18 protein-coding genes are annotated in these 23992 nt (G+C 56.7%); 15 read left to right on the top strand and 3 right to left on the bottom strand.

What is annotated here, in order from left to right; all coding sequences use genetic code 11:
* Positions 1 to 53: 53 nt before the first annotated feature.
* Complete coding sequence (locus QNH99_RS12915; RefSeq protein ID WP_410516771.1) at positions 54 to 545, bottom strand: SH3 domain-containing protein; 492 nt, start codon at positions 543 to 545, stop codon at positions 54 to 56.
* Positions 546 to 1025: 480 nt separating this feature from the next.
* Here QNH99_RS12915 and QNH99_RS12910 point away from each other — a divergent pair, with 480 nt between their 5' ends.
* The 7 genes from QNH99_RS12910 to cobA all read left to right on the top strand — a co-directional run bounded on the left by QNH99_RS12910 (position 1026) and on the right by cobA (position 12963).
* Positions 1026 to 2249, top strand: a complete 1224-nt coding sequence (locus QNH99_RS12910; protein ID WP_096012485.1) for a nitrate regulatory protein — start codon at positions 1026 to 1028, stop codon at positions 2247 to 2249.
* Positions 2250 to 2509: 260 nt separating this feature from the next.
* On the top strand, positions 2510 to 3760 hold the full coding sequence (locus tag QNH99_RS12905; RefSeq protein WP_410516770.1) for a CmpA/NrtA family ABC transporter substrate-binding protein: 1251 nt from the start codon (positions 2510 to 2512) through the stop codon (positions 3758 to 3760).
* A gap of 11 nt (positions 3761 to 3771) precedes the next feature.
* A complete protein-coding gene (ntrB, locus tag QNH99_RS12900; protein ID WP_063879340.1) occupies positions 3772 to 4644 on the top strand; it encodes a nitrate ABC transporter permease in 873 nt (290 codons plus the stop codon).
* A 10-nt stretch (positions 4645 to 4654) separates the two neighbouring features.
* Positions 4655 to 5443, top strand: a complete 789-nt coding sequence (locus tag QNH99_RS12895; protein WP_063879341.1) for an ABC transporter ATP-binding protein — start codon at positions 4655 to 4657, stop codon at positions 5441 to 5443.
* Between the two features lie 10 nt (positions 5444 to 5453).
* The gene (gene nirB, locus QNH99_RS12890; RefSeq protein ID WP_410516769.1) at positions 5454 to 9527 is read left to right on the top strand and encodes a nitrite reductase large subunit NirB; all 4074 of its coding nucleotides are present in this window, start codon (positions 5454 to 5456) and stop codon (positions 9525 to 9527) included.
* Positions 9524 to 12145 (top strand): molybdopterin-dependent oxidoreductase, encoded by a 2622-nt coding sequence (locus QNH99_RS12885; RefSeq protein ID WP_410516768.1) that lies wholly within the window; start codon positions 9524 to 9526, stop codon positions 12143 to 12145. Before nirB ends, QNH99_RS12885 begins: the two co-directional genes overlap by 4 nt.
* Positions 12142 to 12963, top strand: coding sequence for a uroporphyrinogen-III C-methyltransferase (gene cobA / locus QNH99_RS12880; RefSeq protein WP_410516767.1), 822 nt, complete (start codon positions 12142 to 12144; stop codon positions 12961 to 12963). The genes QNH99_RS12885 and cobA overlap by 4 nt, the downstream gene beginning before the upstream one ends.
* Positions 12964 to 12994: 31 nt before the next feature.
* On the opposite strand, the gene QNH99_RS12875 is transcribed toward cobA, so the two are convergent.
* Positions 12995 to 13807: a DeoR/GlpR family DNA-binding transcription regulator gene (locus tag QNH99_RS12875; RefSeq protein WP_063879344.1), complete on the bottom strand. Its 813-nt coding sequence runs from the start codon at positions 13805 to 13807 to the stop codon at positions 12995 to 12997.
* A 342-nt stretch (positions 13808 to 14149) separates the two neighbouring features.
* On the opposite strand from QNH99_RS12875, the gene QNH99_RS12870 reads away from it, so the two are divergent.
* From QNH99_RS12870 to QNH99_RS12835, 8 genes are all read left to right on the top strand, one after another.
* Positions 14150 to 14944 (top strand): GolD/DthD family dehydrogenase, encoded by a 795-nt coding sequence (locus tag QNH99_RS12870; protein WP_063879345.1) that lies wholly within the window; start codon positions 14150 to 14152, stop codon positions 14942 to 14944.
* A gap of 55 nt (positions 14945 to 14999) precedes the next feature.
* Positions 15000 to 15935 (top strand): D-ribose ABC transporter substrate-binding protein, encoded by a 936-nt coding sequence (locus QNH99_RS12865; protein WP_063879346.1) that lies wholly within the window; start codon positions 15000 to 15002, stop codon positions 15933 to 15935.
* 45 nt (positions 15936 to 15980) lie between these two features.
* Positions 15981 to 16592: a DUF2291 family protein gene (locus tag QNH99_RS12860; protein WP_283350604.1), complete on the top strand. Its 612-nt coding sequence runs from the start codon at positions 15981 to 15983 to the stop codon at positions 16590 to 16592.
* 10 nt (positions 16593 to 16602) lie between these two features.
* Entirely contained in the window at positions 16603 to 18129 is a 1527-nt protein-coding gene (locus tag QNH99_RS12855; protein WP_410516766.1) for a sugar ABC transporter ATP-binding protein, read from the top strand.
* A 17-nt stretch (positions 18130 to 18146) separates the two neighbouring features.
* A complete protein-coding gene (locus QNH99_RS12850; protein WP_410515415.1) occupies positions 18147 to 19214 on the top strand; it encodes an ABC transporter permease in 1068 nt (355 codons plus the stop codon).
* Between the two features lie 12 nt (positions 19215 to 19226).
* Complete coding sequence (locus QNH99_RS12845) at positions 19227 to 20021, top strand: glucose 1-dehydrogenase (RefSeq protein WP_109716224.1); 795 nt, start codon at positions 19227 to 19229, stop codon at positions 20019 to 20021.
* A gap of 138 nt (positions 20022 to 20159) precedes the next feature.
* Positions 20160 to 21623, top strand: a complete 1464-nt coding sequence (locus QNH99_RS12840; protein WP_109716225.1) for a YchO/YchP family invasin — start codon at positions 20160 to 20162, stop codon at positions 21621 to 21623.
* 284 nt (positions 21624 to 21907) lie between these two features.
* Complete coding sequence (locus QNH99_RS12835) at positions 21908 to 22051, top strand: hypothetical protein (protein ID WP_410516765.1); 144 nt, start codon at positions 21908 to 21910, stop codon at positions 22049 to 22051.
* Positions 22052 to 22175: 124 nt separating this feature from the next.
* Here QNH99_RS12835 and QNH99_RS12830 read toward each other — a convergent pair whose 3' ends face one another.
* Complete coding sequence (locus QNH99_RS12830) at positions 22176 to 23261, bottom strand: porin (RefSeq protein ID WP_283356074.1); 1086 nt, start codon at positions 23259 to 23261, stop codon at positions 22176 to 22178.
* Between the last annotated feature and the right edge of the window lie 731 nt (positions 23262 to 23992).

Below are 23992 nucleotides of genomic sequence, written 5' to 3'. Positions count from 1 at the left end.
GCGACAGGTAGCGTTTCTGGCAGAGTGCCCAGCACGGCAGGTGTTAAATTTCATTAGTTCAGAATCCAGGTCGCCGTCGCGGTAGTACGGCAGGCTTTGCTGTCGCCCCCGACGTCAACGCACACTTGTTTCGTTTTCCGCGGACGCGGACGGTCATTGCGTAAGGTGTCATCGTAACGATGCGTTTCCACGCCCGCCTTTAACGGCACGTAACCGGTTAACATCCCGTCCGGTTTATCGGCAATGGCCAGCCAGTGGTTCTCGACGCTGCCGAGGACCTCAAAAGGTTTTCCAGCTTCAAGATAACGGACGACCTTGCCGCCGTAGTCAGGTTGGGTCATCACCGACGCGTTATACAGGGCGCGCCAGGTTTGATTAACGGGCGTAAAGGTTGTCGGGGCAGCTACCGCATGGCGGTGTACCAGCTTCACGCCTTGAATATCACTGGTGACCAGCGTGTCATCATTCACCGAGGGCGGTGGCGTTTTGCAGCCGGACAATAACAGTCCAACTGACAGGATAAACGCTAAATTATTTTTCACCATTTTCCTCACGATATTATCAATATACCTGCATGTTGTTCATCAGAACACGACCGTTCACCTTCACGGGGGAAGCGCAGACGGGTAGGCAAGCCGGTAAGATAAACGGGCAAATGACATTCATCCTGTACCGCGCTCAGTCTACCTAAGACTTTTGAGAATTCAAACCATTGCACCCAATGATATAGCATGGTAATACGCGTTCATCATCTTCTTATCCCACCGCTCTGATGCGCCGGTTCCGCCGCCCCTGAATCGCAGAGAAAGCGGACGTTGTCAGGGCCGCCTGACAAGCCGGTTGCATAATGTCACATTCAGATGACAGGCAAAAAAAGAGTAAGCGTTCTTAACGACTTAATGGCACGCAATGCCTGGCCGGTAATGAAAACGGTCATTGTTTACGCGTCACAATCTTTAGGGACGGTGAACCGGAAGCGGCATGGCTTTTGCTTTATTCTTTTTTTGCATTGAGAGAGATGAGCAATGGATGACGCACTGAGCTGGTTGCAGGCCTCACGGCAAAGCGATATCGCCAGTCTGGAGCGACTTCGCCAGACCGGTAAATTAATTACCACGGTGAGTGAATTAGTCCATCAGCTACAGCGCGAACGCGGTGCCAGCAACCTGTGGATTTGCTCACAGGGTCGGCTGTATGGCGAGGAGCGTGAGGCGAGTGAACAGGATGTCAGCCGCAGTCAGCTTGCCTTTTGTCAGGCATTACCCAGGGCGGAGGCACAGCCGGGATACAGCCGGTTCTGCAACCTGATAGCCGCCGCCTTGCAGGCACTGGCAGAATTGCCCGCGCTGCGCCAGCAGATCGCTGGCCTGAAGATTACCCACGCGCAGGCCATGATGGCGTTTAGCCCTGTTATCCGAAGTTTGCTCAATCTGGTCTTTGAAGCCGCCGACACATCCAGCCATCCGGAAATTACCCGGGCACTCATTGCCCTGTTTAGCTTTATGCAGGGCAAGGAGTTGACCGGACAGGAGCGGGCACAGGGTGCCGCCGGATTTGCGGCCGGACAGTTTAGTGCCGAACAGCGCAGTACGATGGTGGCGTTAATCGAAGCGCAGGAACAAAACTTCAAAACCTTTCAGCAGTTTGCGGATGAGGCGGTGCTTCTCAGCTGGCAGCCTCTGGCCCAACCAGGTCGGGAAATCGAACGGCTACGGCGCATCGCCTGCACCGATGGCAGACGCGACGACAGCGGTGCACTGCACTGGTTCTCACTGCTTTCGGAGCGCCTCGATCAGATGAAGTCGCTGGAGGATCAACTCTCTGCCGTGCTGATGTCGCGCTGCCGTGACGCTATCGCCCTGGCACAGCATCAGGCCGGTGAGCCCTTAAGTGTGGCGCAGTCAGGCTGCAATTTTACCCTCTATGTCTCAGGCGCAGACTGGCTGGAGAATCAGCCTGCTGCCCTCAACAGCGAGGGGCTCGCTCCCCAGCTCGGGCGATCGTTACTGTCGTTGATTGGTGAACAGTCCCAACGCCTGCAGCGCCAGGCTAACGAGCTGGCCGCGATGCGCGCCACGCTGGAAGAGCGCAAGTTACTCGACCAGGCAAAAAACTGGTTAATGCAGCAGCATGGCCTGAGCGAAGAAAACGCGTGGCAAATGCTGCGCAAAAGCGCGATGGACCAGAACAAACGCTTACCGGAAATCGCCCAGGCGATCGTAACGGTTGCCGCCACGGTGAAGCGCTAACCCGAAAGTGTTAGCTGCACAACGCTTGTGCGTGATCTGCGTCACTACCGTGCAAAAACGGTTAAAAAACCATCGCGCAGGCCCGCACAAGGCTGTTTTGACCGCACTCATCACTCTGGCACGCGGTTTGCTTTACCTTAATGAGTATGTGTATTTGCTTTGCCAACGGCGGTAGAGCGAGTGCTTTGGATAAAGGCGTCCATCCCCCTGTGAGAGCAGTGGGGAGGACGCCTTTTTTTTATCTCTTCAGGGTGGCAAAGATGAGCAAATCGCCAGTTTCACTTTCTCGTCGTCAACTGCTGTTATCCGGCGCAGCCGTCGGTGGACTCTGGCTATTGCCGGGATTGCGCAACGCAGTGTGGGCGGCGGGTTCCGATGCCCCAGAAAAACCGACCGTGCGCGTCGGCTTTATTCCCCTCACCGACTGTGCGCCGGTGGTGATGGCCTCGGTTAAAGGGTTTGACAAGAAATATGGTCTGACGCTGCAGGCCAGCAAAGAAGCCAGTTGGGCGGCAGTGCGCGACAAACTCACCTCGGGTGAGCTGGATGCCGCACATGTGCTCTACAGTCTGATCTATGGCCTGCAACTGGGCGTCGCCGGTCCCCAGCATGATATGGCGAACCTGATGACGTTGAACAACAACGGTCAGGCCATCTCTCTGTCGAACCAGCTTAAAGCCCAGCAGGTAACCGACGGTGCAAGCCTGAAAAAGGCCATCGACGGCCAGGCGAAAGGCAGCTTCACCTTCGCCCATACCTTTCCCACCAGCACTCACGCCATGTGGCTCTATTACTGGCTGGCCAATGCCGGAATCAACCCCTTTGACGATGTGCGCACCGTCGTGGTGCCGCCGCCGCAAATGGTGATGAATATGAAGATTGGCAACATGAGCGGCTTCTGCGTCGGCGAGCCGTGGAACCAACGCGCCATCAGCGACAATATCGGCTTTACCGCCGCTACCAGCCAGCAGATTTGGCCGGATCACCCTGAAAAAATCCTCGGCACCCGCGCTGAGTGGGTCAACGCCAACCCGAATACGGCCCGTGCACTCACTGCCGCGGTGCTGGAGGCCGCCCGCTGGATCGATGCGTCGGACGATAACCGCCGTGAAACGGCCCAGGTGCTGGCCGGGCGGGCCTGGATCAACACCAAACCCGAAATCCTGGAAGGACGCATGTTGGGTCAGTACGAAAACGGGCTGGGTCAAAAATGGCAGGACCCCCACGCCATGCGCTTTTTCCACGACGGTAGCGTCAGCTTTCCTTATCTCTCTGATGGCATGTGGTTCCTGACTCAGCTGAAGCGCTGGGGGATGGTGAACAGCGATCCGGATTACCTGGCGGTCGCGAAGCAGATCAACCGTATTGATATCTACAAACAGGCTGCCAGCGCGGTCGGCAACGTCACGCTGCCCGGCAGCGACATGCGCAGCAGCACCTTAATCGACGGCAAAGTATGGGATGGCAGCGATCCAGCCGCCTACGCTGCCAGCTTCGCTATTAAACGTTAAGAGAGGCCGTGATGAAAACCCAGACTCGTCCACTGGCGCAGCCGGTAACCGCGCCCAGCCAGGCAACGGTAGTTCCCCTTCAGGTTACGCCTAAAAAAGTACGACCGCCTGCGCGCTTACGTCCGTTGTTACAGCGCGCAATTCCGGTGCTGTGCGGCGTTCTGCTCCTGCTTCTGGTGTGGCAGATCGCCGCGCTGTACAGCCAGGGCTTTCCCGGGCCTTACGCCACCTGGGAGGCGGCTAAAATTCTGTTCGCCGATCCCTTTTATAACAACGGCCCCAACGATCAGGGCATCGGCTGGAACGTCCTGGCCTCGCTGCAACGTGTGGCTGTTGGATTTGGTCTGGCGGCGCTGGTGGGCATTCCCGCTGGCTTTCTGCTGGGTCGCTTCACCTTTGTCGCAAGGATGTTCAATCCCATCATCGCCTTGCTGCGCCCGGTCAGCCCGCTGGCCTGGTTGCCTATCGGCCTGCTGCTGTTCCAGCGCGCGGAACCGGCCTCAAGCTGGACCATTTTTATCTGTTCGATCTGGCCGATGATCATCAACACCGCTGAAGGCGTGCAGCGCATCCCGCAGGATTACCTCAACGTGGCGCGCGTGCTGCAGCTCTCCGAATGGACCGTTATGCGCCGCATCCTGTTTCCTGCCGTGTTGCCTGCCGTGCTTACCGGCGTACGCCTCTCCATTGGCATTGCCTGGCTGGTGATTGTTGCGGCCGAGATGCTGACCGGCGGTCTGGGGATTGGCTTCTGGATCTGGAACGAATGGAACAATCTGAACGTGGAAAACATCCTGATTGCCATTCTGCTGATTGGCGTGGTTGGCCTGCTGCTTGAGCAGGGACTGATGCTGCTGGCGCGTCGTTTTAGCTGGGATAAATAAGGAGAACATCATGCAACCTATCATTCGTGTACAGCAGGTCAGCCAGCGCTTTACCACCTCCGGCGGGGATTTCCTGGCGCTCGATAACGTCAGTTTCGATATCCATCAGGGGGAAACCCTGAGCCTGATCGGTCATTCCGGCTGCGGTAAATCAACCCTGCTGAACCTGATTGCGGGCTTAACCCGACCCACCAGCGGCGTGCTGCTGTGTGATAACCGAGAAGTGACCGGCCCTGGCCCTGAGCGGGCGGTGGTATTTCAGAACCACTCTCTGCTGCCGTGGCTGACGGCGTTTCAGAACGTGGAGCTGGCGGTGCAGCAGGTCTTCAAAGGCAAGATGCATAAGGCGGAGATGCACGACTGGATCGAGCATAACCTGAACCGGGTGCAAATGAGCCATGCCATGCACAAGCGCCCCGGTGAGATCTCCGGCGGGATGAAGCAGCGCGTCGGCATCGCCCGCGCCCTGGCCATGAAGCCGCGTGTTTTATTACTCGACGAGCCTTTCGGTGCACTGGATGCCTTAACGCGCGCGCACCTGCAGGACAGCGTGATGCGTATTCAGCAGGAGTTGAATACCACCATCGTACTGATTACCCACGACGTGGATGAAGCGGTGCTGCTCTCTGATCGGGTCCTGATGATGACCAATGGCCCGGCCGCCCAGGTTGGCGACATCCTTAAGGTCGATCTGGCGCGACCGCGTTCACGGGTGGCGCTGGCAGAGGATGCGCGTTATCACCAGCTACGCCAGAAAGTGCTGCATTTTCTCTACGAAAAACAGACGTCGGCGGCGTAAGGATTACACCATGAGACAACGGCTGCTGGTGGTCGGTAATGGGATGGCGGGCATGCACACGGTGGAAACGCTGTTGCAGCTGGCACCGACGCGTTATGACATTACGGTCATTGGCCGTGAACCGCACGGTAACTATAACCGGGTGCTGTTGTCGCCGCTGCTGGCCGGCGAAAAAACCGTTGAGCAAATCCTGATTCACGGCCCTGACTGGTACGCACGCCATGGCATTCGCTTACTGACCGGAGAAACGGCGGAGCAGGTCGATGTGGCTGGGCGCACCTTGCGGACCCGGCAGCGCCTGCTGCACTGGGATCGTTTGATTCTGGCGACCGGATCGCAGCCGCGCATGCCGCAGGTGGCAGGTATCGATCTGCCTCACGTCACGGCTTTCCGCACGCTGGAGGATGTGGATGCACTGCTGGCCGGCAGCGGTCCGGTCGTGGTAGCCGGTGGCGGATTTCTGGGCATTGAGGCCGCGGCAGCGCTTCGGGCGCAGGGACGCCAGGTGACGCTGGTGCATCGTCAGTCGCGTTTACTGGACAGGCAACTGGACGCCAGGGCGGGAGAATTACTGCTGGCTCAGCTCAGCGCGCGCGGTATCCGCTGTGAGCTGAATAGCAGTATCGCCGCAATTGGCCCGCAGTCCGTGCTGCTTAACGATGGGCGTCAACTGGCAGCGCAACAGGTCGTTATCGCGATTGGCGTGCAGCCAGAAACCGCGTTGGCGCAGGCATCGGGCATTCCCTGCCAGCACGGCATCCTGGTGGACCGGCAGTTACGCAGCGCGCACGCCGGTATTTATGCGGTAGGCGAATGCTGTGAAATCAGCGGAGAAACCTTTGGTCTGGTTGCGCCTTGTCTGGCGCAGGCAGAGGTACTGGCAGCGCAGCTGGCCGGTTGTCCGCAGGCCGATTTCTACAGCGAAGCCACCGGCACGCGTCTCAAGGTCAGCGGCATTTCGCTGTTCAGCGCGGGCGATATTCGTGAAGCCCCGTCAATCACCAGTTTCGATCCGCTTTCCGGACACTATCGACGTCTTTTTCTGCAGCACGGACGGCTGAATGGGGTGCTGTTGTATGGCGACAGCCAGCAGGGTGCCGCGTTGCTTAACACACTGCATAACGCCAGGCAGGTCTCAATGAATACCCTGTTTGGCCTTGATGAACCTGAAACGCAGCCGCAGGCTGCAGGAAACTCCGCGATGAATCACTCTAAACCTGTATTAGCCGTCGTGGGCCACGGCATGGTCAGTCACCATTTTCTGGAACAGCTGGTGGCGCGTGGCCTGCATCAGCATTATCACATCGTGGTGTACGGTGAAGAGCGCCATTCGGCCTACGATCGGGTGCACCTTTCTGAATACTTCACCGGCAAAAATGCCGCGCAGCTCTCGCTGGTCGCTGAGGACTTTTTTGCCCAACACGACATTGAACTGCGCAGCGGTTGCCGGGTCGAGGCGATCGATCGGCAACAGCGCAGCCTGCGCGACAGCGACGGCAAAGCACTGTGCTGGGACAAACTGGTGCTGGCGACCGGTTCACGGGCGTTTGTGCCACCGGTGCCGGGGCATGAGGGCGAGCGCTGCTTTGTTTACCGCACGCTGGACGATCTGGATGCGATCGCGGCCTGTGCCGACAAAAGTCAGCGCGGTGTGGTCATCGGCGGCGGCCTGCTGGGGCTGGAAGCGGCCAACGCGCTGAAACAGCTGGGGCTGGAAACCCATGTGGTTGAGTTTGCGCCACGCCTGATGGCGGTGCAGCTGGACGAGGGCGGCGCGCTGATGCTGCGGCAGAAAATTGATGCGCTGGGCGTGACGGTTCACACCTCGAAGCAGACCGAACAGATTGAGACCCAGCCAGACGGGAGCCTGGTGCTACGCTTTGCCGATGGCGGCGAACTGGCGACCGATCTGGTGCTGTTCTCGGCGGGCATCCGGCCGCGTGACGAGCTGGCCCGTAGTGCCGGGATTGGTGTTGGCCCGCGCGGCGGCATTGAGATCAATGACGTCTGCCAGACCAACGACGATGACATTTATGCCATCGGCGAATGTGCCCTGTGGAACGGACAGATTTTTGGTCTGGTGGCGCCGGGCTATCAGATGGCGCGCGTGCTGGCCGGGCATCTGGCGGACGAGCCGGCCCGGTTCAGCGGTGCCGATATGAGCACCAAACTGAAGCTGCTGGGCGTGGATGTCGCCTCCTTTGGTGATGCGCACGGCAAAACGGCAGGCAGCCTGAGCTACCACTGGGCCGATGGTCCGAAGGGCATTTACAAGAAAATCGTGGTCAGCGCCGACAGCAAACTGCTGCTGGGCGGGGTACTGGTCGGCGACAGCAGCGACTATGCCACACTGCTGCAAATGATGTTAAACGCCATGCCGCTGCCGGATTCCCCGGAAGGGTTGATTCTGCCTGCGCTGAACGGCGCTCCGGTCAAAGGGCTGGGCGTGGCCACGCTGCCCGACAGCGCCCAGGTCTGCTCCTGCCACAATGTAAGCAAAGGCGATATCTGTAGCGCGGTGCAGAGCGGCTGTGGCGATATGGCCAGCATTAAAAGCTGCACGAAAGCCGCAACGGGCTGTGGGGGCTGTTCGGCATTAGTGAAGCAGGTGATGGAGTTCCAGTTGGAAAACCTGGGCGTTGAGGTGAAAAAAGATATCTGCGAACACTTCGCCTATTCACGTCAGGCGCTTTACCACCTGATCCGCATCAATGAAATCAAAACCTTTGATGATCTGCTGGCGAGCCACGGACGTGGCTGTGGTTGCGAGATCTGTAAACCGCTGGTTGGGTCGCTGCTGGCCTCGTGCTGGAATGATTATTTACTGAAACCGGCCCATCTGCCGCTTCAGGATACCAACGATCGTTACTTCGCCAATATCCAGAAAGATGGCACCTATTCGGTCGTGCCGCGCGTACCGGGTGGTGAGATCACCCCACAGGGGCTGATCGCCATTGGCGAAGTAGCGGCGCGTTACGACCTCTACACCAAAATCACCGGCGGTCAGCGTATCGACCTGTTTGGCGCGCGACTGGATCAACTGCCCGACATCTGGGAAACCCTGCTGGCGGCAGGCTTTGAAACCGGCCATGCCTACGGTAAATCGCTGCGTACGGTAAAATCCTGCGTGGGCTCCACCTGGTGTCGCTATGGCGTACAGGATTCGACGGCCTTCGCCATCGCGCTGGAGAACCGTTATAAGGGCCTGCGCGCACCGCATAAAATCAAGATGGCCGTCTCGGGTTGTACCCGCGAATGTGCCGAAGCGCAGAGCAAAGACATTGGGGTGATCGCCACGGAAAAGGGCTGGAATCTGTATGTTTGCGGCAATGGCGGCATGAAGCCGCGCCATGCGGAGCTGTTTGCCAGCGATCTGGATGATGAAACCCTGATCCGGTATGTCGATCGCATTCTGATGTTCTACGTGCGGACGGCAGATCGCTTGCAGCGCACCAGCGTCTGGATGGATAACATGGAAGGCGGACTGGATTACCTGCGCGACGTGGTGATCAACGACAGCCTCGGTATCGCGGCGCAGCTGGAGCAGGAGATGCAGCAGGTCGTGGACACCTACCAGTGTGAATGGCAGACCACGCTGGCTGAACCCTCGCGGCGGGCGCTGTTTACCGCGACGGTGAACAGCGATCACCCGGATGAAACGCTGCACTATGCCCGCGTACGCGGCCAGCGTCAGCCGCACACGGCGACCGGCATTCCGCTGATGCATCTGCCCGCTGACCCCTGGAGCGCGGTGTGTTCCCTGGAGGCGATCCCCGCCGGTGCGGGAATCGGTGCACGGCATGGCAGCGTCCGTATTGCGCTGTTCCGCTTTGGCAACGACTGTTACGCACTGGAAGATCGCGAGCCAGGCAGCGATGCCAGCGTCCTGTCCCGTGGCATCCTTGGCGATGTGGCGGGTGAACCTGTGGTCATTTCACCGATCTACAAACAGCGCGTGCGCCTGCGTGACGGGCAAAGTCTGGATAACCCGCAGCACCAGCTGCGTTGCTGGCCGGTGAAACTGGAAGCCGGTCAGGTCTGGGTCGCCAACCGTCCACTGAACCTCATGGCGCAGGCATCATGAAAACCACCTGTGCCTATTGCGGCGTGGGCTGTGGCGTCGAGGTGACACTGAATCACAGCGAATCTGCACAGGTGAGTGGCGATCTGCTGCATCCGGCCAATCTCGGTCGGCTGTGCGTTAAAGGGGCGGCGCTGGGGGAAACCCTGACCCGGACAGGACGCTTACTGCATCCCCAAATTAACCAACAGACGGTCAGCATGGCGGCAGCGCTGGATGCCGCCGCCGATGGACTCCGGCAGATTATCGCGGAGCATGGCCCAGAGGCGGTGGCTTTTTACGGCTCAGGCCAGCTGCTCACGGAAGATTACTACGTGGCGAACAAGCTGATGAAAGGCTTTCTTGGCGTCGCAAATATCGATACCAACTCGCGCCTGTGTATGGCTTCTGCGGTGGTGGGCTACAAGCGCGCGTTCGGGGCGGATGCGGTGCCGTGCTGTTATGAGGATCTGGATCAGGCCGATGCGATCGTCATGGTCGGCTCTAACGCAGCCTGGGCACATCCGGTGATTTTTCAGCGCCTGAAACAGGCAAAACAGCAACGGCCTGAGATGCAGGTGGTGGTGATCGATCCCCGTCGCACCGCCAGCTGTGACATCGCGGATGTCCACCTGCCGCTGCGCCCGGGCAGCGATCCGGCGCTGTTTTCGGGCTTACTGCACTGGCTGGCGCAGCATCAGGGAATAGATGCGACGATGTTGCCACATCTGGACGGCGTTGAAACTACCCTGCAGGCCGCCAGCCAGTGGGGCATTGCCGAGGTCGCTGAACACTGTGATCTGACCGAGGAGCAGGTGGTGGCCTTTTATCAGCTGTTTGCCCGGCGTGACCGTGTCCTGACGTTGTGGTGCATGGGCATCAACCAGTCACAGAGCGGCAGTGACAATAACAATGCGATAATTAATGCGCATCTTCTCAGCGGAAAAATAGGCCGTCCCGGCTGTGGGCCATTTTCACTCACCGGCCAGCCCAATGCGATGGGCGGACGTGAAGTGGGCGGCTTAGCCAACCAGCTGGCGGCGCACATGAGCTTTAACGAAGCGGACTGCGATCGTTTACAGCGTTTCTGGCACAGCCCGACCATGGCGCGCCAGCCCGGACTGACCGCGGTGGCGCTGTTTGACGCGATTGAGCGAGGTGAGGTGAAAGCCGTCTGGATCATGGGAACCAATCCGGCGGTGTCAATGCCGGAAGGCAACCGCGTGGCGCGGGCGCTGGCCAACTGTCCGCTGGTGATCGTCTCCGACGTGCTGGCGCAAACGGATACCACAGTCTTTGCCCATATTCTGTTACCCGCCCAGGGCTGGGGCGAAAAAAACGGCACCGTGACCAATTCTGAACGACGTATTTCCCGCCAGCGCGCATTTGTTGCACCCGCCGGGGAGGCCAAACCCGACTGGTGGTTGCTGGCGCAGGTGGCGCAGCGGCTCGGCTTCGCCCAGGCATTTAACTGGACCCATCCGGCGGCGATCTTCCGCGAGCACGCGGCGCTGTCCGGCTTTGAGAACCACGGCGAACGCGCCTTCGATATCAGCGGCCTGGCGCAGCTCAGCGATGCCGAGTGGGATGCGCTGACGCCAATACAGTGGCCGATCAATGCTCAACATCCGCAAGGCTGTGCCCGGCTGTTTAGCGACCGGCGTTTTTATCATGCCGATGGCAAGGCACGGCTGCTGCCACCGGCCACGCCGTCGCCGTTGGTGCGCAATGCCCGTTATCCCTTACTGATGAACACGGGGCGCATACGCGATCAGTGGCACACCATGACGCGCACCGGGCTGGTGCCTCGCCTGATGCAGCACTGTGACGAGCCTTTTGCCGCCTTGCATCCCGAAGAGGCGCGCCGTTATGGCTTGTCTGCCGGGGCGCTGGCGCGCGTGCAGTCAGAATGGGGATGGATGGTGGTGCGCGTGACGCTGGACAGCGGCCTACGGCGCGGTGAACTCTTTGTGCCGATGCACTGGAACCGCCAGTTCAGCCTGCAAGGCAATGTCGGTGGCGTCGTCGCATCGACCCGCTGTCCGGTTTCGGCCCAGCCTGCCTTTAAACAAACGGCAGTGCGCATCCAGCCGTTAGTAACCTGCTGGCAGGGCTGGCTCTGGCAGCGCGACAGTACCGCGCCCGCCGCACTGCGCTACTGGGCGCGCACGCCGTACGCCGGTTCGCAACGTTTTGTGGTGGCCGGAGAGGCCACGCCGCAGCGTTGGCTGGCGTCTCAGTTCAACCTCGAAGGCTATCAGCTGCAAACTGCCAGCGGGGGCGATCACAGCTACCGGCTGCTGGCATGGCGCGAGGGCGAGCTGCAACTGGCATTTTATGCCGATCGGCGTTTACCCGAGGTAGATCACGATCTGGTTGCCCTGGCCTTTCGTCAGGCCCCCGCGGACGCGGCTGAACGTCATGCCTTGCTGGCGGGGCAGGCGGCGCAGAGCCCTGCGACTGGCCGCCTTATCTGTAGCTGTTTTGGCGTAGGCGAACAAACGATATTGCATGCCATTAGCCAGGGTTGCCACAGCACCCAGGCACTGGGCAAAACGCTCCAGTGCGGCACCAACTGCGGCTCCTGCTTACCGGAGCTAAAACACCTTCTGCTTTCCGTCTCTGTCCCGGAGGAATTATGACGCTGGCAATACACGCTTTAGATAAACTGCTGGCGCCTGAGAAGTCGTCCAGCGCAGGACGCGTCTGGTTAGTGGGTGCCGGACCGGGGGATGTCGAACTGCTCACGGTGAAGGCGCTACGTTTGCTGCACCGTGCTGAAGTGGTGGTCTATGATCGCCTGGTCAGTGAGGCGGTCATGGCAGAAGTGCCAGACAGCGCGCTTTGCATTGACGTCGGCAAACGGCCCGGTCATCACGGACTGAAACAGGCACAGATCAATCAACTGCTGGTCGATCTGGCCACCAGCGGGCGCAACATCGTTCGACTGAAGGGCGGCGATCCCTTTATTTTTGGTCGCGGTGGTGAAGAGATGGTGAGCCTGCAGCAGGCCAACATTGTCTGCGAAGTGGTGCCTGGTATCACCGCCGCCGTGGGGTGCGCCGCCGCAAGCGGGATTCCGCTTACGCATCGGGATTGTGCCCAGTCACTGCGCTTTATCACCGGACACGGACGCAGCGGAGAGCCTCAACTGGATGCCGCCGCACTCTCAGCCACTAACCAGACGCTGGTGTTTTACATGGGGCTGAGCTGGAGCAGCGTGATTAGCGCCCGGTTGTGTGAGTACGGTCGCAGGGAGGATACGCCGGTAGCGATTATTGAAAACGGCACGCGCCAGGATCAGCGGGTGCTGATCACCACGCTGGCAGGGCTGCCGGAGACCATTGCGCAGCAACAACCGGTTTCCCCTTCATTGCTGATCGTTGGCGATGTCGTCCGCTATTACCGTGCCGATCTGCTTGCCCAACACTGTACAGAGGTGGCTATCCGCCAGGCGTAATAGCCAGGTTGTGACCGGATGCGCGGTGACATCAGGGGGCGCGGCGAGCGGGGAGCGGTGCGACCAGAACCTTCACGCCCAGTGCTTCAAACGCGCTGATGTGGGCCTGACTGATCCCGCTGTCGGTAATCAGGTAGTGAATATGGCTCCAGTCGCAGGGCAGCGCAAACATCGACACTTTATCAATCTTACTGGAGTCGGCCACCACGTAGACGGTGCTGGCGGATTTGATCATCGCCATTTTCACTTTGATATCGGTTTCGCTGGGAAAGCTCAGGCCGAGACGTGGCGAGATACAGGCGGTGGCGAGAAACAGCTTCTCCGACAGCACATTCTCAAAGAAGCTGGCGGCCTTGTCACCGGAGGTCGAAAGCGTCGGAAATTTAAACGTACCGCCCGTCAGCAGCACATTGATCCCTGGCTCGCCGCCCAGCTTCAGGGCGATATTCACGGCGGTCGTCACCACCGATAAACGCCGGATATGGCTGATGGCATCGGCGATAGCCGTGGTGGTGGTACCGGAATCGAAAATCACCGTATCACCGTTTTCGATATGCTGGGCTGCCAGGCGTCCAATCGCGTCTTTTTCTTCCATATGCGTCTGACGTTCCAGCTGCAGCAGGCCGGTATTCTGCTTGCCCGTCATCAGGGTCGCGCCGCCGTGATAACGCTGCACAAAGCCCTGTTTTTGCAGCATCCGCAGGTCGGTGCGCAGCGTGGCTTCGGTCAGTCCGAACGTCTTCGTCAGCGCTTTCACCGTCACCGTTCCGTCTTCCCGAATCATCTCCAGGATCTTTTCACGGCGCTGTTGCATTTCAGCTAACTGCTCAGTTTTGCTTTTCAATCGAAACGCTCCCTCTTTTAATCGCATCGGGCTTATGGCGATAACGCGTTGTCGCAGAGTTTAACCCGCAGGTTTCGCCTTTGCGAGTCGGCAAATAAAGATGTTAATTTTCGTTCGAAAGTGTATGTGCGTCACTTTTCATGACTTTTGCATCCGCTACAGCAGTGTAATCCCTCTCTTCCTACCCGTTAGCAACCGCGATCACGCGCTTTTAACCGAATGACGCCGTCAGACAGGCAGTGTTGCGAAATTTGATCTTAGCCACATTAACCATCAATTCGATAGCTTATATTTTTGTTCGAAAATGAATGCGGCAAATAAAATACCAAAGAGGACAGGCGGATGAGCGGTGAATATGACGTTAACCTGCGCTATGGCGTAGATACCACAATGAACCTGAGCGGCAAAGTGGCCGTGGTAACGGGCGGGCTGGGCGGTATCGCCATGGCCAGTAATCAGATGCTGCTGGAGAAAGGGGCGAGCCTGGCGCTGCTTTATCCGCCCTTTGAAGCGGACAAGGTCGACAGCGCGCGCGCAGCCCTGGCCGGACAGGTGCAGTTTATTTGCTGCGATGTAACCGATCCTGCCGACGTTGAGCAGGCTTTCGATGCCATTGTTGAACACTATGGTCATCTCGACATTCTGGTGAACTGTGCCGGCTACGTGATGCTTCAGCCGGTGCTGGAAACCGATTTTGCCGAATGGCAAAAACAGATCGCCGTGAACCTGACCGGGCCGTTTCTTTGCTCACAGGCCGCGGGCAAACGTATGGTCAACGCCGGAAACGGCGGCAAAATCATTAATATCGCCTCACAGGCGGCGTCCATCGCCATCGACAACCACGTCGCTTACACCTCTGCCAAAGCCGGTTTGCTGGGCATGACCAAAGTGATGGCGAAAGAGTTCGCCCCGCACCGGATTAACGTTAATACCCTGTCGCCCACCGTGGTGCTCACCCCTATGGGTGAAAAAGCCTGGCGCGGCGAGAAGGGCACCGAAATGAAAAAACTGATCCCTTTAGGTCGCTTTGCCTATACCGACGAGATTGCCGCTGCCGTGCTGTTTTTTGCCAGCAACGGCAGCGACATGATCACCGGTGCCGATCTGATGATCGACGGTGGCTTTACCATCTGGTAAGGCCAGCGCCAGGCGCCCGTTTCCCCCTGCCATAACGACAATAGCGAGACACACCATGAAAAAAACGACGTTGCTCTGCACCACGCTTGCCGCCTGTTTGTTTTCTCACACCGCGCTGGCGGTTGAAAAAGGCACCATCATGATTTTGGTTAACTCACTGGATAACCCCTATTACGCCTCCGAGGCGAAGGGCGCGAATATGAAAGCCCAGGAACTGGGCTACAAGACCTCGGTGCTCTCTCACGGGGAAGACGTGAAGAAGCAAAATGAACTGATTGATGCGGCTATTGGCAAAAAAGTGCAGGGCATTATCCTGGACAACGCGGACTCGACGGCCAGCGTGGCAGCCATCCAAAAAGCCAAACAGGCCGGTATTCCAGTGGTGCTGATCAACCGTGAAATTCCGGTGGACGATGTGGCGCTGGAGCAAATTACCCACAATAACTTCCAGGCCGGTTCTGATGTGGCCAACGTGTTTGTCGAGAAGATGGGGGAAAAAGGGAAATACGCCGAGCTGACCTGCAACCTCGCGGACAACAACTGCGTCACCCGTTCAAAATCCTTTCACCAGGTGCTGGAACAGTATCCCGATATGCAGAGCGTTGCGCGCCAGGATGCCAAAGGCACACTCATCGATGGCAAGCGCATTATGGACAGTATTCTTCAGGCTCACCCGGATGTGAAAGGGGTTATCTGCGGTAACGGCCCGGTGGCGCTAGGCGCGATTGCCGCCCTGAAAGCGGCCGGACGCAACGACGTGGTAGTAGTGGGAATTGATGGCAGCAACGATGAACGCGATGCGGTACAGGCCGGAACGTTAAAAGCCACCGTGATGTTACAGGCGCAGGCGATCGCGGCTCAGGGCGTGACAGACCTGGATAACTATATCCAGAAAGGCACGAAACCGGAGAAACAGCGCGTGATGTTTCGCGGCATTCTGATCACACCGGAAAATGCAAAAAACGTACAGGACTTTAACTACAAGTCGTAATCCATCGTTGTCGCGCCCGTACTGACGGGCGCCAGGGAGAATGTCATGTACAACCGACTCTGGCTGATACCGATCGTGATGGCGCTCGGTGGCTGTCGCATTGTGTCGCAGCAGGAACTGGCGGATCTTAAGAACCCACCCAATCCCCATATGGCCCATATCAATCAACTCTGGCAGCAGAAGTTAGTACCACAAATCGTCGCGCAGGCGAAACCGCTGAGTGAGTTCACACAGCGCCTGCAGTCAGAGAAGGATCTGGATAGCGCCTGTCGCGCGCTGGGCTATCGGGCGCAGAGCGAGAATCCCTGCATATTTAGCGTCAGCGTGAGCGGGGAAGTCACCGCGCTGGATACCACCTCGCGCAACGGCAAAATGAAAATTAAAGACGCATCAGGTGACACTGTCACGGTTCAGGTTGGGCCGATCATTCGCGGAACGGCATTGCGGGATGCCTACAAAGGGGCCAGCTATCAGGACTTTAACGATCAGGTGCTGTTCAGTGACTTTGGCAAAGCCATCAACCAGCAGGCGGTCACCATGATGCACAACGCCGGGGTAAAACCCGGCGACCGGGTTAACGTGGTGGGCGTTTTTAGCAGCTGGGATATCCCGCATACGCTGCCCGATATCACGCCAGCCCACATCACGCGCCAGTAAGGAGTTGATCATGCAGGTTACTGAGCAGCAAGACGACGTCATTATTGAGACGCGGGGCCTGTCGAGGGTCTATCCGGGCGTGACCGCCCTTGATCAGGTTAACTATCGGGTTTATCGCAACAAGGTCAATGTGCTCATCGGGGAAAACGGCGCCGGTAAATCCACCATGATGAAGATGCTGGCAGGGGTGGAAAGTCCGTCGTCTGGCGACATTTTGCTGGATGGCAAACCTGTCAGGCTGCATTCCACCCAACAGGCCGAAAAACTGGGCATCAGCATCATCTTTCAGGAACTGAACCTGTTCCCGAATATGAATGTGATGGACAACATCTTTATCGCCAACGAGTTCTTCCAGCGCGGCGTTATCAACGAAAAATATCAGTATCAGCTGGCAAAAGCCTTGCTGGAACGGCTGGAGCTGGACGTCGATCCCTATGCTGCGCTGGATGCGTTGGGCATTGGTCATCAACAGTTGGTCGAGATTGCCCGCGCGCTGTTGAAAGATACACGCGTGCTGATTATGGATGAGCCGACCAGCGCCCTGAGTCAGTCGGAGGTCAAAGTGCTGTTCAACGTCATTGAACAGCTCAAGCGACGCGGCGTCACCATCATCTATATCTCGCATCGGCTGGAGGAGCTGATGGAGATTGGCGACCACATTACGATTTTCCGGGATGGCCGTTTTATCGCCGCGCGTGAAGTGTGCGACGTCAGCGTTCCCTGGATCATTGCGCAAATGGTCGGGGACAAGAAAAAACATTTTGATTATCAACCCGCTCCTCAGGGCGACAGGGTGCTGCAGGTGGATGGCCTGACTGCACTGCATCAAAACGGCGGCTACCGGCTCAACGCGGTGAGCTTTAGCCTGCACAAGGGGGAAGTGATAGGGATTTATGGCCTGCTGGGGGCTGGGCGAACCGAGCTGTTCAAGGGACTTACAGGATTACTGCCTTGTCAGAGCGGGGATATCCAGTTAAGCGGTCAGCGGTTGGACAACTGCAGTTTTCAGCAGCGCCTTAAGCGCGGTATCACCTTGGTGCCCGAGGATCGTAAAGGTGAAGGCGTTATTGAACTGATGTCGATCACCGCTAACATGACGCTCTCCAGTCTCAGCCTGCGCGGCTTTCGACGCGCGCTGGGCATCGTGCATCCTGACAAAGAGCGGCAGCGTGTGAATGAAATGATTCAGCACCTGGCGATTAAAGTCAGCGACAGCGAGTTACCCATCAGTGCGTTAAGCGGCGGAAACCAGCAGAAAGTGGTACTGGGAAAAGCCTTGATGACCGGGCCAAAAGTGGTGCTGCTGGATGAGCCTACCCGCGGCATAGATGTGGGTGCCAAGACCGATGTTTATCACCTGATTGGCAAACTGGCGCAGCAGGGGCTGGCGGTGATGTTTTCTTCGTCGGAACTGGATGAGGTCATGGCGCTTGCTGACCGGATTCTGGTGATGGCCGATGGTCGCATTACTGCCGATCTGCCCCGTGCCGATGCAACGCGCGAAAAACTGATTAGCGCGTCCACCCCGCAAGCCTGAGGTTGCTGGAGAATAAGATGAACCAAAAATATCTGCTGTACATGTACTTACTCAAGGCGCGCACCTTTATTGCGCTGCTGATCGTGGTCGGCTTTTTTAGCGTAATGGTGCCTAATTTTCTTACGCCGTCGAACCTGCTGATTATGACCCAGCATGTGGCGATTACCGGGCTGCTGGCAATTGGTATGACGCTGGTGATCCTGAGCGGTGGCATCGACCTGTCGGTCGGGGCCGTTGCCGGGATCTGTGGCATGGTGGCGGGTGCCTTACTCACTGTGGGCGTGCCGCTGTGGGGCGGGGATCGGCTGTTTCTTAACGTGCCGGAAGTGATTCTCGTCGTGGCGCTGTTCGGGATGCTGGTCGGCATGGTTAACGGCGCGATGATTACCCGGCTTGGCGTAGCACCCTTTATCTGCACTCTGGGCATGATGTATGTCGCCCGCGGCGCGGCGCTGCTGTTTAACGATGGTGCGACCTACGCCAATCTGGTGGGCATTCCGGCGCTGGGCAATACCGGCTTCTCGTTACTGGGTTCTGGCACCGTGCTCGGGGTGTTTATTCCCATCTGGCTGATGATCGGTTTTTTACTTCTTGGCCTGTACATGACGCGTAAAACGCCGCTTGGGCGCTATATCTATGCCACCGGCGGTAATGAGTCGGCAGCGCGGCTGGCGGGCGTGCCCATTATCAAAGTGAAAGTGTTTGTTTATGCTTTTTCCGGGCTGTGCGCGGGATTAGTGGGGTTGGTGGTGGCTTCTCAGTTACAGACCGCGCATCCCATGACGGGCAATATGTTTGAGATGGACGCCATCGGCGCCACGGTGCTCGGCGGAACGGCGCTGGCCGGTGGACGCGGTCGCGTATCAGGTTCCATTATCGGTGCCTTCGTTATCGTTTTTCTGGCCGATGGCATGGTGATGATGGGCGTCAGTGATTTCTGGCAGATGGTGATCAAAGGCGTGGTGATTGTGACCGCCGTGGTGATTGACCAGTTCCAGCAGCGTTTACAAAGCAAAGTGATATTACTGCGCCGTCATGAAAAAAAGCAGCCAGTGACGCCGCAAGCTGACATCCGTCATGGATAACAGGAGAGAACAATGACCCGAGATTTCAATGGAAAAACGGTGGTGATCACCGGTGCCTGCCGCGGTATCGGCGCAGGCATTGCTGCCCGCTTTGCCCGCGAGGGTGCAAACCTGGTGATGTTGTCCAATTCCGAACGCGTATTTGCCACGGCCGACAGTTTGCGGCCCCTTGCCGCCTCGATTCTGGCCCTGCAGGTGGATGTAACCGATGAAGACGAAGTGCAGCAGGTGTATCAGCAGGCATTTGAGCGCTTTGGCCGGATCGACGTCTCCATTCAAAATGCAGGTGTGATTACCATTGATACTTTTGACAACATGCCCAAAAGCGATTTCGAACGCGTGCTGGCTGTGAATACCACGGGTGTCTGGCTGTGCTGTCGTGAAGCTGCCAAATACATGGTGCAGCAAAACGGCGGCAGCCTGATTAATACCTCTTCAGGCCAGGGGCGCAAAGGCTTTATCTATACGCCGCACTACGCTGCCAGCAAGATGGGGGTGATTGGCATTACGCAAAGCCTGGCGCTGGAGCTGGCGCGCTGGAATATTACGGTCAATGCGTTTTGCCCTGGCATCATTGAAAGTGAAATGTGGGATTACAACGATCGCGTCTGGGGCGAAATTCTCAGCACGGAGCATAAGACCTACGCTAAAGGCGAGCTGATGGCGGAGTGGGTGGAGAACATTCCTCTTAAGCGGGCCGGGCAACCTCAGGACGTCGCAGGGCTGGTGGCTTTTCTCGCATCGGATGATGCGCGTTACATTACCGGGCAAACCGTGAATGTGGATGGCGGGCTGATATTTTCCTAAAACCGGGTTGCTACCGGCCCGCTGTGCACAGGGTCGGTGGCTGCCTTCAGCACAAATATCGAGTCAAGTCATGAATCTGGGTCACATTATGCTAAAATAATCAGCGCTGGTTTTGTTTTTCTTTCAGAAAACCACCTGATGATTTTTCTGCCCGGACGTAATGATTTGATGCTTAAACCTGTGACTTTCTTTCTGGCTTCACTGACCACGCTTGTAGCGCTGCCTGCCGGTGCGCTGCAAACGGACAATCAGGTGCCAGAAACCCCCTTTGGCGATCCTGCGCGCTTTCAACATTCACTGGACGACCTTCCTTCTTTGGGCAACGTCGAAGATAACAACGAATGGAGCGAAAGGCTGGCGAAGGCGGCCAAAAGCATCGCGGAAGCCAGCGAAAGCAGCAGTGATTTAACCCTGGGCGAGCAGGCCGGGCAGTGGGCTTTTGAACGACTGCGCGATGAAGTGGCTACGCGGGTTGAGAATGAAGGCCAGTCTCTACTGTCACCTTATGGCAACGCCGAGTTCAACTTAAACGTCGATATGGACGGTAACTTTGAGGGCACCGGCGGCAATCTGTTTAGCCCGCTCGCCGACAGAAATCACTCTCTGACGTTCAGTCAGCTCGGGCTTCATGACTCCGTTGAAGGTGTGGTAGGCAATGCGGGGCTGGGTCAGCGCTGGGACGCGGGCAACTGGTTGGTGGGATATAACGGTTTTATCGATCGCAGTTTTCGCAGTGGACTTCAGCGTGCGTCAGTCGGCACCGAGGCCTGGAGCAGCAATCTGCGGTTGTCTGCTAACTACTATCATCCGCTGTCGGGATGGCGTAATCGCGGTGACAGCCAGCAATATCGCATGGCCGAAGGCTACGACATCACCAGCCAAAGCTATTTGCCTTTTTACCGTCAACTGGGTGTGTCATTCAGTTATCAGCAATACCTTGGCGAAAAGGTTGACCTGTTTAACAGCGGCAATCGCTACCATAATCCGGCCGCGCTTTCGCTTGGGCTGTCTTATACGCCGGTGCCGCTGGTGACCTTCTCGGCCAGCCATAAAACCAGCAGTGCCGGTGAGAGCCAGGACCAGCTTGGCCTGAAGCTTAACTATCGCTTTGGTGTGGCGCTGAGCAAGCAGTTGGATGCCAACAATGTGGCCGAAGTGCGTTCGTTGCGCGGCAGTCGCTACGACACCGTTACGCGTAGCCAAAACCCGGTGATGGCTTACCGGCAGCGTAAGACGTTATCGGTTTTCCTGGCGACGCCACCCTGGCAGCTCAATCCTGGCGAAAGCGTACCGCTTAAGCTTCAGCTGCGCGCCAGTAACGCGATTAAGTCGCTTAGCTGGCAAGGGGACACTCAGGCGCTGAGCCTGACATCGCCGCCAAATAATAATGCGACCGACGGCTGGAGCGTGATTGTTCCGCCCTGGGACAGCACGCCGGGTGCCAGCAATGAGTACCGTTTGTCAGTCACGGTGGAAGACAGTAAACAGCAACGCGTAACGTCAAACTGGATCACCCTGCAAGTTAAACCGCCTTTGTCGATGGATGAACCGCCTGGCGGAACCATGTCGTCCTCCGCCAGCGGGCTGAGCTTCACGGAATAACGGCAGAATAAAGTGTGATTTGCGTCATGCTTTTTTTGCTGGACACTACGCACTAGCCTTCACAGAAGCGGCAAAAACACGACCTGTCTGCATAACAAGATTCGTCATCTACCCGATCTCTGGGTGAGACGCCTGTTGCTCTGGCACCTGACCTGCACCTGATGACGCCACAGGAAGCGAGGTTTATTTCCTGCTTGTTTTGTCGCTGGCTACGCAGGCAGACGACCGGGGATGCCGTTTGGGGATAAAATCACCCTCTGCCGATGGAACAATCTGCATCGATATTGAAATCTACCTGCGTGAAAGGCGTGAAAGGCGTGAAAGGCGTGAAAGGCGTGAAAGGCGTGAAAGGCGTGAAAGGCGTGAAAGGCGTGAAAGGCGTGAAAGGCGTGAAAGGCGTGAAAGGCGTGAAAGGCGTGAAGGCATGAAAGGCGTGGGGGAGCGGGCCGATGCAGCCGAATCGCTTTTATCGATTGCCGCTGATATGCCGTGTTCTAAAGAAAAACGGCCCGTCAGACACAGGCCGGGCCGTTGAACAATGAGGGTGATTTATCAGAACTGGTAGGTCATACCTACGCCCGTCACGTCGTCTGTTGCCAGACCTAACGGGTTGTTTTTCTTCAGCAGGTTGATTTTGTACTCAGCATAGACTGACATGTTTTTGTTAAAGTAGTAGGTCGCACCTAACGCCGTATATTTGTACAGATCAGCCTCGCCAATCCCTTCAAGATCTTTCGCTTTTGACGCGACATAGCCTACAGACGGACGTAAGCCATTCAGGAACTGATACTGCGCGACCACTTCCGTGTTTTGTGTTTTGTTGGCAAAACCGTTGGAAACTGGCATGGGTGTAGCATTGAGGGTTTCACCATACATGGCTGCCAGATAGATCTGGTTAGCATCGTATTTTACCGCTGTTGCCCACAGCTGAGCTTTATTACCCCGGCCAAATGTGGCGGTATTTTGTGCTGCTATGCGGTTCAGGCTGGCATAGGAACCGACAAAGCTCAGACCAAAGTCAAAGTCGTAGGACGTTGACAGGGCAAAACCATCGCCGTTAGAACGACGTACTTCAAGGCCATTATCCTGAGTGCTGGTGCGGTCATTTTTGCCTTCATACTGCGCGGCAACGTTCCAGCCTTTTACCAGACCAAAGAAGTCTTTGTTGCGCCAGGTCAGCAGGCCGCCCGAGCGCAGGCTCAGGAATGCATCTGCGTTAGCAGAATCGCCGCCAAACACGGGCAGCATATCGGTATAGCCCAGCGCGTCATAGACCAGACCGTAGTTACGACCGTAGTCCAGCGATCCCAGCGCGCCATATTTCAGGCCAGCATAGCCCAGACGAGTTTTGTTGCCGCTGTTCGCGTCACTGCCTTCAGAGTTTTTCAGGCTGTACTGATATTGCCAGAAACCGTAACCGGTTAGCTGATCGGCGATGGACGTTTCACCTTTGAAACCTAAGCGTGTATAACTGGCGTCGCTATTATTTGACTTATCGTCAGAAAAATAACGCAGTACGTTAACCTTGCCTTGAATATCCAGCTTATTCCCGTCTTTATTATAAATCTGTGCGGCCTGAGCAGTAGACAGACCGATCAGTAACGGCATTAATGCCGCCACTAATGTGCGCTTCATCATTTATTATTTACCCTGTGGTTATATTATTATTTCCCCTCTTTTGGGGTGAAAAGAAAATGACACAAATTGTTAATTCAGCCTAGCGCAATAAGTGTAACTAAATGTGTACCCAGGGGAACTAAATCTCAATAAAGCCAATTCGGCGGCCATCGTGCGCCTGTCAGTGTTTTTTCTTATGACCCCGTTAGCAATGTAAAGGATAAAAATGCATATAAAACAGGGGATTGTTGATTTCATCGGGGAGGGATAAAGCAATATGGCAAAAAAATGATAACACCAGCTATCTTGCTTGAATAATAAACACATTTTGTACTATAAATAAACAATAAAGACTTTTCATCTAATCATTAGCGCGCTTATTAATAATTTATCCCGTCCTAAATAATTTATTAACGTTCTGATGATAACCCGGGAAACAATATTAACGGCTTCGCATAAGTATATTTAAACAAATAAAGAGAGCATATTTTAATCACCCGCCAGTAATAACCTGGGTTATTACTCGGCTTATTGCGTTTACTTTTCTACGGATATTGATCACAGCCTGCACCACGCCCAGGCAACTGCCCCATTTTGAGGCGGTTTCTGCACGTTTTTGAGCAGATAATTTATCAGCGATCACAAAAGCGATATTTCATCCCGCCATTGCATAATTCTGCTTTAAAAAGCTCTGCTATCGGCCCCCGCTAAGATGATTATTCACTATTTATGCAAATAAAGTGAATGATGGC

The organism is Pantoea allii (assembly GCF_046529425.1).
Lineage (GTDB): Bacteria > Pseudomonadota > Gammaproteobacteria > Enterobacterales > Enterobacteriaceae > Pantoea > Pantoea allii.
Note: the sequence above shows the minus strand (reverse complement) of the source record. Positions and strands in the feature narration are given on the sequence as shown.

Bases quoted from the DNA above. Each gene is read 5' to 3' on its own strand.
- QNH99_RS12915 (WP_410516771.1), bottom strand. From the start codon at position 545: ATGGTGAAAAATAATTTAGCGTTTATCCTGTCAGTTGGACTGTTATTG.
- QNH99_RS12910 (WP_096012485.1), top strand. From the start codon at position 1,026: ATGGATGACGCACTGAGCTGGTTGCAGGCCTCACGGCAAAGCGATATC.
- QNH99_RS12905 (WP_410516770.1), top strand. From the start codon at position 2,510: ATGAGCAAATCGCCAGTTTCACTTTCTCGTCGTCAACTGCTGTTATCC.
- ntrB (WP_063879340.1), top strand. From the start codon at position 3,772: ATGAAAACCCAGACTCGTCCACTGGCGCAGCCGGTAACCGCGCCCAGC.
- QNH99_RS12895 (WP_063879341.1), top strand. From the start codon at position 4,655: ATGCAACCTATCATTCGTGTACAGCAGGTCAGCCAGCGCTTTACCACC.
- nirB (WP_410516769.1), top strand. From the start codon at position 5,454: ATGAGACAACGGCTGCTGGTGGTCGGTAATGGGATGGCGGGCATGCAC.
- QNH99_RS12885 (WP_410516768.1), top strand. From the start codon at position 9,524: ATGAAAACCACCTGTGCCTATTGCGGCGTGGGCTGTGGCGTCGAGGTG.
- cobA (WP_410516767.1), top strand. From the start codon at position 12,142: ATGACGCTGGCAATACACGCTTTAGATAAACTGCTGGCGCCTGAGAAG.
- QNH99_RS12870 (WP_063879345.1), top strand. From the start codon at position 14,150: ATGAGCGGTGAATATGACGTTAACCTGCGCTATGGCGTAGATACCACA.
- QNH99_RS12865 (WP_063879346.1), top strand. From the start codon at position 15,000: ATGAAAAAAACGACGTTGCTCTGCACCACGCTTGCCGCCTGTTTGTTT.
- QNH99_RS12860 (WP_283350604.1), top strand. From the start codon at position 15,981: ATGTACAACCGACTCTGGCTGATACCGATCGTGATGGCGCTCGGTGGC.
- QNH99_RS12855 (WP_410516766.1), top strand. From the start codon at position 16,603: ATGCAGGTTACTGAGCAGCAAGACGACGTCATTATTGAGACGCGGGGC.
- QNH99_RS12850 (WP_410515415.1), top strand. From the start codon at position 18,147: ATGAACCAAAAATATCTGCTGTACATGTACTTACTCAAGGCGCGCACC.
- QNH99_RS12845 (WP_109716224.1), top strand. From the start codon at position 19,227: ATGACCCGAGATTTCAATGGAAAAACGGTGGTGATCACCGGTGCCTGC.
- QNH99_RS12840 (WP_109716225.1), top strand. From the start codon at position 20,160: ATGATTTTTCTGCCCGGACGTAATGATTTGATGCTTAAACCTGTGACT.
- QNH99_RS12830 (WP_283356074.1), bottom strand. From the start codon at position 23,261: ATGATGAAGCGCACATTAGTGGCGGCATTAATGCCGTTACTGATCGGT.